This is a genomic window from Allosalinactinospora lopnorensis (assembly GCF_000981225.1).
Classification (GTDB): Bacteria; Actinomycetota; Actinomycetes; order Streptosporangiales; family Streptosporangiaceae; genus Allosalinactinospora; species Allosalinactinospora lopnorensis.
The window spans coordinates 36,334-44,231 of the sequence record NZ_LAJC01000050.1 but is presented as its reverse complement, the minus strand read 5'-3'; the positions used below and the strand labels follow the sequence as shown (position 1 = coordinate 44,231).

General features: G+C 69.8%; 8 protein-coding genes and 2 pseudogenes. 6 read left to right on the top strand and 4 right to left on the bottom strand.

The window, feature by feature from the left end; translation table 11 throughout:
- Positions 1 to 46: 46 nt before the first annotated feature.
- Both VS93_RS17820 and VS93_RS17815 read right to left on the bottom strand, forming a co-directional pair.
- Positions 47 to 829 (bottom strand): adenosylcobinamide-GDP ribazoletransferase, encoded by a 783-nt coding sequence (locus tag VS93_RS17820; protein WP_046471037.1) that lies wholly within the window; start codon positions 827 to 829, stop codon positions 47 to 49.
- 14 nt (positions 830 to 843) lie between these two features.
- Positions 844 to 1,816, bottom strand: a pseudogene (locus tag VS93_RS17815) (bifunctional adenosylcobinamide kinase/adenosylcobinamide-phosphate guanylyltransferase).
- A 188-nt stretch (positions 1,817 to 2,004) separates the two neighbouring features.
- Here VS93_RS17815 and VS93_RS17810 point away from each other — a divergent pair.
- Complete coding sequence (locus VS93_RS17810) at positions 2,005 to 2,211, top strand: hypothetical protein (protein ID WP_046471045.1); 207 nt, start codon at positions 2,005 to 2,007, stop codon at positions 2,209 to 2,211.
- Between the two features lie 94 nt (positions 2,212 to 2,305).
- Here the strand turns inward: VS93_RS17810 and VS93_RS17805 are convergent, their stop codons facing one another.
- Entirely contained in the window at positions 2,306 to 3,307 is a 1,002-nt protein-coding gene (locus VS93_RS17805) for an aldo/keto reductase family protein (protein WP_046471036.1), read from the bottom strand.
- A gap of 40 nt (positions 3,308 to 3,347) precedes the next feature.
- Positions 3,348 to 3,932, bottom strand: a complete 585-nt coding sequence (locus tag VS93_RS17800; RefSeq protein ID WP_236700601.1) for a DUF3043 domain-containing protein — start codon at positions 3,930 to 3,932, stop codon at positions 3,348 to 3,350.
- Positions 3,933 to 4,092: 160 nt separating this feature from the next.
- Here VS93_RS17800 and VS93_RS17795 point away from each other — a divergent pair, with 160 nt between their 5' ends.
- From VS93_RS17795 to VS93_RS17775, 5 genes and pseudogenes are all read left to right on the top strand, one after another.
- The gene (locus VS93_RS17795; protein ID WP_082126977.1) at positions 4,093 to 4,887 is read left to right on the top strand and encodes a PspA/IM30 family protein; all 795 of its coding nucleotides are present in this window, start codon (positions 4,093 to 4,095) and stop codon (positions 4,885 to 4,887) included.
- A complete protein-coding gene (pspAA, locus tag VS93_RS17790; protein ID WP_046471034.1) occupies positions 4,884 to 5,168 on the top strand; it encodes a PspA-associated protein PspAA in 285 nt (94 codons plus the stop codon). Before VS93_RS17795 ends, pspAA begins: the two co-directional genes overlap by 4 nt.
- Before the next feature lie 231 nt (positions 5,169 to 5,399).
- Entirely contained in the window at positions 5,400 to 6,317 is a 918-nt protein-coding gene (htpX, locus tag VS93_RS17785; RefSeq protein ID WP_046471033.1) for a zinc metalloprotease HtpX, read from the top strand.
- A gap of 61 nt (positions 6,318 to 6,378) precedes the next feature.
- Positions 6,379 to 6,948: pseudogene (gene pspAB / locus VS93_RS17780) on the top strand (PspA-associated protein PspAB); the annotation flags it as partial.
- Between the two features lie 68 nt (positions 6,949 to 7,016).
- Positions 7,017 to 7,823, top strand: coding sequence for a maleylpyruvate isomerase family mycothiol-dependent enzyme (locus tag VS93_RS17775; RefSeq protein ID WP_052745828.1), 807 nt, complete (start codon positions 7,017 to 7,019; stop codon positions 7,821 to 7,823).
- Positions 7,824 to 7,898: the final 75 nt, after the last annotated feature.

Here is a 7,898-nt window from a genome sequence, read left to right as displayed (position 1 = left end):
GCGGCCGCGTCACCGGCGCCGTTCCGGCCCGGCCGGCGCCGGTGCATCAGACCGCCGCCGCCATGACCACCAGGGCGGTGGCCGTGGCGGTCTCGGACAGCGCGCCCAGGACGTCACCGGTGATCCCGCCCAGGCGGCTGACCGCGTGCCGCAGCAGGAGGCCCGCCGCGGCCAGGCCCGCCGCGACGGCCAGCAGGCAGGCGAGCGCGAAGCCGGCGCCGTGCGCCAGACCGCCGAGCGCGGCCAGCCCCGTTCCGGCGGAGGCCGCGGCCGCCGCCCAGTAGTGGACCGACCGGGCGACGAGCGACCCCAGCCCATCCGGGCGGGCTGCGGGGATCCTGGGGGTGCAGGCACAGGTGATGGCGAGCCGGCCGGCGATGACGGCGGTGACCAGACCGGCCGCCCCCGCCACCGGGGACGCCGAGGCCAGTTCACCCAGCGCCAGCACCTGGATGAGTACGCTCAGCACCAGGGTGATGACGCCGAACGGCCCGATGTCGGAGCGGCGCATGATGTCCAGTGCCCCCGCGGCCGGGCGGGCACTGCCCAGGCCGTCCGCCAGGTCGGCCAGCCCGTCCAGGTGCAGGCCGCGCGTGAGCACCGCCAGGAGTCCCACGGCCAGCGCCGAGGCCGGGAGCGGACCGAGTCCCACCGCTCCGGCGAGCACCAGCAGCAGCGCCGCGAGCGCTCCGAGGGCGGTCCCTATGAGGGGGGCCAGTGCCATCGCCCAGCCGGCGACGCCCCGGTCGATACGGGCCGCCCGTACCGGGACGACCGTGAAGGTGCCGCCCGCCATGCGCAGCCCGTCGGCGGCGTCGCGCGCGAGCATCCGGGGGCCGGCGGTCAAGGCAGCTCCAGCACGCGTCCGGCGGTGACCAGTATGACCTCCTCCGATTCGGCCGCCAGGAGCTGGTTCAGCCGGCCCATCTGGTCGCGGAACAGGCCGCCGCTGGGCGTCGGCGGGACCACACCGGAGCCCACCTCGTTGGTCACCGCCACGACATAGGCGGGGGAGCGCCGCCACGCCTCCACGAGTTCGTCGACGCGGGCGGACAGCGTCTCTTCGGCGCCGGGACGCGGCGGATCCTCCACATGCCGCAGGCGTCCATCGTCCCGGCGAGCCAGGTCCCGACGCAGTCGAAGAGCACCGCGCCCGAAGTCCGCTCCAGGACCCCGGCCGCCTCCAGGGTCTCCTCGGTCCTCCACCACCAGGGGCGGCGCTCCTGGTGCGCTTTGACACGGCGGTCCCAGGCGTCATCGCCGCCGGCCGCGGGGCCGGTCGCCAGGTAGGTGATCTCGCTTTCCCCGAGGAGCCGCAGCTCGGCCTCGGTCGACTTGCCGGATCGGGCGCCTCCGGTCACCAGTACCCGGTGTGGGCCCTGGATCCGGCCGGGAGGCCAGACCGCCGGAGGGCACAGCAGTTCCTGGCCGTCGGAGGGGCAGGACGCACCCCACAGCCGGGCCCGGCGTGCGAACTCCTCGGGAGAGTGCACGCGGTGGTCGCCGCCGACCGCGACGACCGCGGTGGTGGTGCCCGCAACCCCGGCGCGGCGCAGCGCGCCGACCGTCGAGGGGGACTCCACGATGTCCACGATCGCCACGTCGACCTGGTGCTGCGGCGCACCGGAGGAGTCCCTGCCGCCGCCCTTGCCGAGCGGATCGGCCGGTGCGTCGGGGTGGGCGTAGAGCAGTCTGCCGCCCCCGGGGCCTTCCACCCAGGTGCCGTAGGCGGTGTCGGCGACCCGGTACCCTTCGGGGGCGGTGTGGCGGTCCCCGCGCGGGGACCGCGGAGTGTGAACGTCTCGTCGACCGTCACCCGTACCGGCAGCCGCCGGTTCTCAACCGCGCGGTTGCACGAAGCGCACCGGCAGTTGGGGGCGGGCCAGCCGGCCGGGCCGGAGGTTCCCGAAAGTCGGATTCGCACGCCTGCCAGTTAACAACATGAACCGAGGTGATACCGATACGCTCGACATGACCGAGCGGCGATCGCGGGAGAGGTGCGCCATGGCATGGAGCTGGCGGTACGAGACGGCCGACGGGACGGTGCTGGACGACGACGCGCTGCCCGGCGAGCTGTTTCCCTCGCGCGGCGATGCGGAGAGCTGGCTCGGTGAGACCTGGCGCGAGCTCGTGGAGGCGGGGACCGATCAGGTCACCTTGCTGGAGGACGAGCGTCCTGTGTACTCCATGAGCCTGCACGAGGACGATTAGCGCCGAAACCGCCCGCGCCTCCTTTGCGTCGTGGGCGCCCCGCTCGGCGGTCCCTCGCCGTACGAACGGGGCGCTCGCGGCGGCCGGCTCCGGATCAGGGACGCTCCGCCGGGCTGACCGTCAGCGCGGGGTCACGGTGCACGGCGTCGCCGAGCACCTCGTCGACGCGGCGCAGCAGCTCGGCATCGAGCCGCGTACCGGCGGCGCGAGCGTTGTCGTGCACCTGTTCGGGGCGGGAGGCCCCGATGATGGCCGAGGACACGTTGGAGTTCTGCAGCACCCAGGCCACCGCCATCTGGGCCGTGTTCAGACCGGTCTCCTCGGCCAGCGGTTCCAGTTTCTGTACCCGGCGCAGCAGTTCCCGGTCTTCCACGTTCCCCAGGAGGTGGCCGCCACCGCTGTGGTGGGCGGCGCGCGAGCCTTCAGGGGCGGCCTGGCCCGGCTTGTACTTTCCGGTGAGCACGCCCTGCGCGATCGGGGACCACACGATCTGGCCGACGCCCTCGCGTTCGCACACGGGGACGATCTCGGACTCGATCACCCGCCACAGCATGTTGTACTGCGGCTGGTTGGAGACGATCCGGTCCAGCCCCATCTCATCGGCGAGACGCACGGCCTGCTCGATCTGCTCGGCGCGCCACTCCGAGACACCGATGTAGCAGACCTTGCCCTGGCGCACGAGGTCGTCGAAGGCGCGCAGGGTCTCTTCCAGCGGCGTGTGGTAGTCGAAACGGTGCGCCTGGTAGAGGTCCAGGTAGTCGGTGCCCAGCCGGCGCAGCGAGTCCTCCACGCCGCGCACGATGTGCTTGCGGGAGAGGCCGCGGTCGTTCTTGCCGGAGCCCATCGGCCAGAAGACCTTCGAGAAGATCTCCAGTCCGTCGCGCCGCTCGCCCTTCAGCGCCGTGCCGAGCACCTCCTCGGCACGGCCGTGCGCGTAGACGTCGGCGGTGTCGAAGGTCGTGATGCCCTCGTCCAGCGCCGCGCGCACGCACGCGACCGCGGCGTCCTCCTCGATCTGGGAGCCGTGAGTGATCCAGTTGCCATAGGAGATCTCACTGACGACGAGTCCGCTGTTGCCAAGATGACGGAAGTCCATGCCCGGCAGCCTAGCGCCGCGGGCAGGGCCGACCGCGGTCTCACCTGTTCGCGGGGATGATGGACTCGCCCACCCGCACCCTCGGCTTGGGCAGCCGCAGCTTGCGGATCTGCAGCTGGCGCATCGCCGCGTAGAAGCCGACCCCGCGGGTTTCCTCGTCGGGGAAGTACCGGCGGACGTCCCGCTTGATCCGGTTGCTGACGTAGATGCCCTCGGCCACGATGCTCACCATCATCGCGGGCCACACGATGTAGGTGACACCGAGCTGCAGTTCGGGCATGGGGACGAAGAGCAGCAGGATGATCGCCAGTGAGAAGTACAGGAAGAACTCGCTGACGCTGCGACGGGAGTCCACGAAGTCCCGGGCGTAGGCGCGCACCGGTCCGAGGTCCTGGGGGCGGAAGGTCTGCTCCTCACCCTTGCGGGCGCCACTGCGCTGGGCCGCGCGCTGTGATTCGCGCGAGCGCCTCTCCCGGTACTGCCGGTAGGCCTCCCTGCGCGTCTGGGGAGCGTTGAGGGGGCGGCGCAGGCCCTTTTCGGCCTCACTACGTTTAGGAGTGGGTTGCCCCTTTTTGGGGGTGTATCCCTTAGGTTGAGGAGTCTCAGAACTGGCAGAGCTGGTCACGGCAGGCTCTTCGGATGCGGAAGCGGAGCGACGTCGGAACACATCGTTCAGGGTAGCCGGTCCACGCTTCATGGCGACCTCTCGCCATAGCGCGTAGTGTTAGGTAAAGCGCCCGCTGGGAACAGCCGATGTACGGACCGAGAAGGGGACGGCCACGCTGATGAGCGTGTTTCAGCGACTTTCCATGGTTTTCAAGTCCAAGGCCAACAAGGCCCTGGACTCCGTCGAGGACCCGCGTGAAACCCTCGACTACTCGTATCAAAAGCAGCTGGAACTGCTGCAGAAGGTCCGGCGCGGAGTGGCCGACGTCGCTACCTCGCGCAAGCGGGTCGAGCTTCAGATCCAGCAGCTGGAACAGCAGTCCGGCAAACTGGAGAACCAGAGCCGCGCGGCTCTTCAGCAGGGGAGAGAGGACCTCGCGCGTGAGGCGCTCACCCGTCGCTCCGGTCTGCAGTCCCAGGTCGACGGCCTCAAGGAGCAGCACGAGCAGCTGCAGAGCGAGGAGCAGAAGCTGACGCTCGCGGCCCAGCGCCTGCAGGCCAAGGTGGATTCCTTCCGGACACGGAAGGAGACCATCAAGGCCACGTACACCGCCGCCCAGGCCCAGTCCCAGATCAGCGAGGCCTTCTCGGGAATCTCGGAGGAGATGGGCGACGTCGGCATGGCTGTGCAGCGCGCCGAGGACAAGACCTCGGAGATGCAGGCTCGCGCGGGAGCGGTCGACGAGCTCCTCGAATCCGGTGCGCTCGACGACGTCACCGGCTCCTCGAAGGACGACATCCAGTCCGAGCTCGACCGCATGGCCAGCAGCAGCGGCGTCGAGCTGGAGCTGGAGAAGATGAAGCAGGAGCTGGGCGAGGGCAGCAGCGGCACCACGCAGCAGATCGAGGGCGGCAGCGGCTCGACCGGATCCGGTGACCAGGTCCAGCCCAACCGTCAGGGGGAGGGCACATGATTGTCCGGATCATGGGCGAGGGCCAGGTCGACCTGTCCGAGGCCGACTTCGACCTCCTCCAGGAATCCGACCGGACCCTTGAGCAGGCGATCGAGAAGGGTGACGAGGAGGCGTTCCGGCGGGCTCTGCACGACCTTCTGGAGAAGGTGCGCGAGGACGGAAAGCCGCTCCCAGCGGACTCCCTGGAGCCGTCGCAGTTCATCCTTCCGCACGCCGGCGCCAGCATGGACGAGGTCCGTGCCATGCTCAGCGACGAAGGGCTGATCCCCGACCTGGCCTGACCCCTGGTTCCGGGCAAGACGCCGGCCGGTTCGGCGATGCGGGCAACGCGGTTCGCGGCGGCCGCCATGACAGGTTCATGGCGGCCGCCGCGCGTTTCTCCGGTCAGCGGATGCGGGGATTCCCGTACGCGTTTTACCAGAAGTCAGAGCAGCCTAACTAGACTGAGATCCCAGGCAGGTTCAGTTCCTGCTGAACCACCGCGGGATTCTTCGGCGAAAGGCTGTGGCACTGTGGCAGGCTCGAAGTTCATTCCCGACCGCGGGCTGACCACCCGCATGCTGCTAACGATGTCTTTGCTGGGCATCCTGTACGTGGTGTTCATCATCGCGCTGATCCTGGTCGGTATGCCGTGGTGGCTGGTCGCCCTGATCGTGGTCGGGTTCGCGCTATTCCAGTACTTCTCCTCGGACAAGGTCGCGATGTTCTCCATGGGTGCGCGAGAGGTGTCGCCCGAGCAGGCGCCCCAGTTGCACGCGGTCGTCGACCGGCTGTGCGCCATGGCGGACATGCCCAAGCCCAAGGTGGCCATCGCCGACACCGACGTGCCCAACGCCTTCGCCGCCGGCCACAACCAGAGGAACACCGTGGTCTGCGCCACCACCGGCCTCCTGCGCCGGCTGGAGAACCAGGAACTGGAGGCGGTGCTCGCGCACGAGCTCTCCCACGTGGCCCACCGCGATGTCACGGTGATGACCATCGCCGGATTCCTGGGCATCATCGCCGGCTTCCTCACCCAGGTCGGCCTGCGGTTCGTGGCGTTCGGCGGCGGGCGGAGCAACAATGGGCCGGCTCCGGCGGTGATCGCGCTGGGGGTCGTGGCCGTCAGCGTCATCGTGTGGGTGCTGAGCTTCCTGCTGACCCGGCTGCTCTCGCGCTACCGGGAGCTGTCAGCGGACCGCGCGGCGGCCTTCCTCACCGGCCGGCCGTCCTCCCTCGGCAGCGCGCTCACCAAGATCACCGGAGACATGGCCCGGATCCCCACCCGGGACCTGCGCCAGGTCGAGCCGTTCAACGCGTTCTTCTTCACTCCCGCGTTCTCCAAGAAGCAGGGAGTCAGCCTCAGCCAGCTGTTCGCCACGCATCCGCCCGTCGAACAGCGCCTGGAACAGCTCGCCGGGATCTCCCGCCAGCTGGGCCAGGGGGCGTAGGCTCGCCCCAGAGCTCCAGAACACGCCGGTTTCCGCCGGCCGATAGCGAAGGGGCGCCACTGTGGGTTTCCTCCGGGCCTTGCTTGGCCGCTCAAAGCCGGTCAAGCCCGATCTCGACCAGCTCTTCGGGCTGCCATCGGCAGCCATCACGCTGCAGGCGACGGCCGGGTTCCGCCCGACGGGCACCGGTTCGGTGGCGTTCCGGGCAGCCGAGGGGCAGGCGTTCGCGAGCCTGCAGAGCGAGGTCACCGAACTGCTCAACGCCGACAACGGCCCGAAGGTGGAACCGAGGAACGACGACTACGGATACACGTGGCTGATGCTGCACAGCCCGGCGACGGACAGCGCGGACATCAGCGGCCTCGTCACTGACATCCACGCCGTCAACTCGACCCTGGAGCACGCCGGGTTCGGCCCGTCGCTGCTGTGCTCGCTGGTCACGTTCACCGACGACCGCGATCGCCGGTTCGCCCTCGTTTACCTGTACAAGCGCGGCACGTTCTACCCCTTCGCGCCGCTCGGCGGCCAGCGCCGGGACAACGCGCTGGAACTGCAGATCGAAGCGGCTGTCGGCAACGATCTCGCGGTGGAGAAGGACAAGTCCCGCTGGTTCCCCGTCTACGGGGCCCCGGCATATGACCTCCGGACACCGCGCCCCCGCAGGCCAGAGGCAATCCTCGACATCCAGGAGGCTCCCCCGTGTCCGAAGCCCCGCCCGACACCTGCCACCGGCTCGGCCATGACGCCTACCTCGACGCCACCGCCGCCGAGATCGCCCTGATGGCCGAGGTGATCGCGAAAGGCGACCCTGCCGCTACCGTTGTGACCTGCCCTGAGTGGACGCTGGCAAAGCTGGTGCGGCACGTGGCGCGGGTACACCGCTGGTGCGCCGCGCTGGTCCGGACGAAAAGCACCGAGAGGCTCGATCCGCGGTCGCTGCCGATAGAGGCGCCCGCGGACACCGCCGACTACCCAGCGTGGCTCTCCGCGGGGACGGCCGAGCTGGAGGACGCCCTGCGGGAGGTCGATCCCGACACTCCAGTGTGGGCCTGGGGGCCCGACCAGCATGCGCGTTTCTGGCCCAGGCGGATACTGCACGAGACCCTGATCCACCGCGTCGACGCCGAACTGACGGTCGGCGCCCCCGTCGCCGTCGACTCCCGGCTGGCCGTCGACACCATCGACGAGTTCTTCAGCAACCTGGCCGCGCCGCGCTTCGAGTCCCGGATGGCGGAGTTGCGCGGTGGCGGCGAGGCGCTCGCGCTGGCCGCGACGGACGTCGACGTGCACTGGCGCATCGAGATCGGTCCCGACGGCTTCGGTGTGCGGCACGCCGCCGACGACGACGAACCCGCCGTATCGACACTGTCCGGGTCGGCCGGGGAGTTGGCGCTGGTGGTCTACCGCCGTCGCCCGCTCGGGGGGCCGGGAGAGGAGGCGCACGGCTGCACGCTCACGGGGGATCGGTCGCTCTGGGGGCGCTGGTTGTCGGTGCTGTCGCTGTGAAGAGCAGATCGCATCTATAATTCCGTGATGCGAAATTGAAATCTCGTTAAACGGATGATTCTTGGTCAGTGCCTA

Excerpts from the sequence above, each read along its gene's own strand:
- VS93_RS17820 (WP_046471037.1), bottom strand. The coding sequence starts at position 829 with ATGCTCGCGCGCGACGCCGCCGACGGGCTGCGCATGGCGGGCGGCACC.
- VS93_RS17805 (WP_046471036.1), bottom strand. The coding sequence starts at position 3,307 with ATGGACTTCCGTCATCTTGGCAACAGCGGACTCGTCGTCAGTGAGATC.
- VS93_RS17810 (WP_046471045.1), top strand. The coding sequence starts at position 2,005 with ATGGCATGGAGCTGGCGGTACGAGACGGCCGACGGGACGGTGCTGGAC.
- pspAA (WP_046471034.1), top strand. The coding sequence starts at position 4,884 with ATGATTGTCCGGATCATGGGCGAGGGCCAGGTCGACCTGTCCGAGGCC.
- VS93_RS17795 (WP_082126977.1), top strand. The coding sequence starts at position 4,093 with ATGAGCGTGTTTCAGCGACTTTCCATGGTTTTCAAGTCCAAGGCCAAC.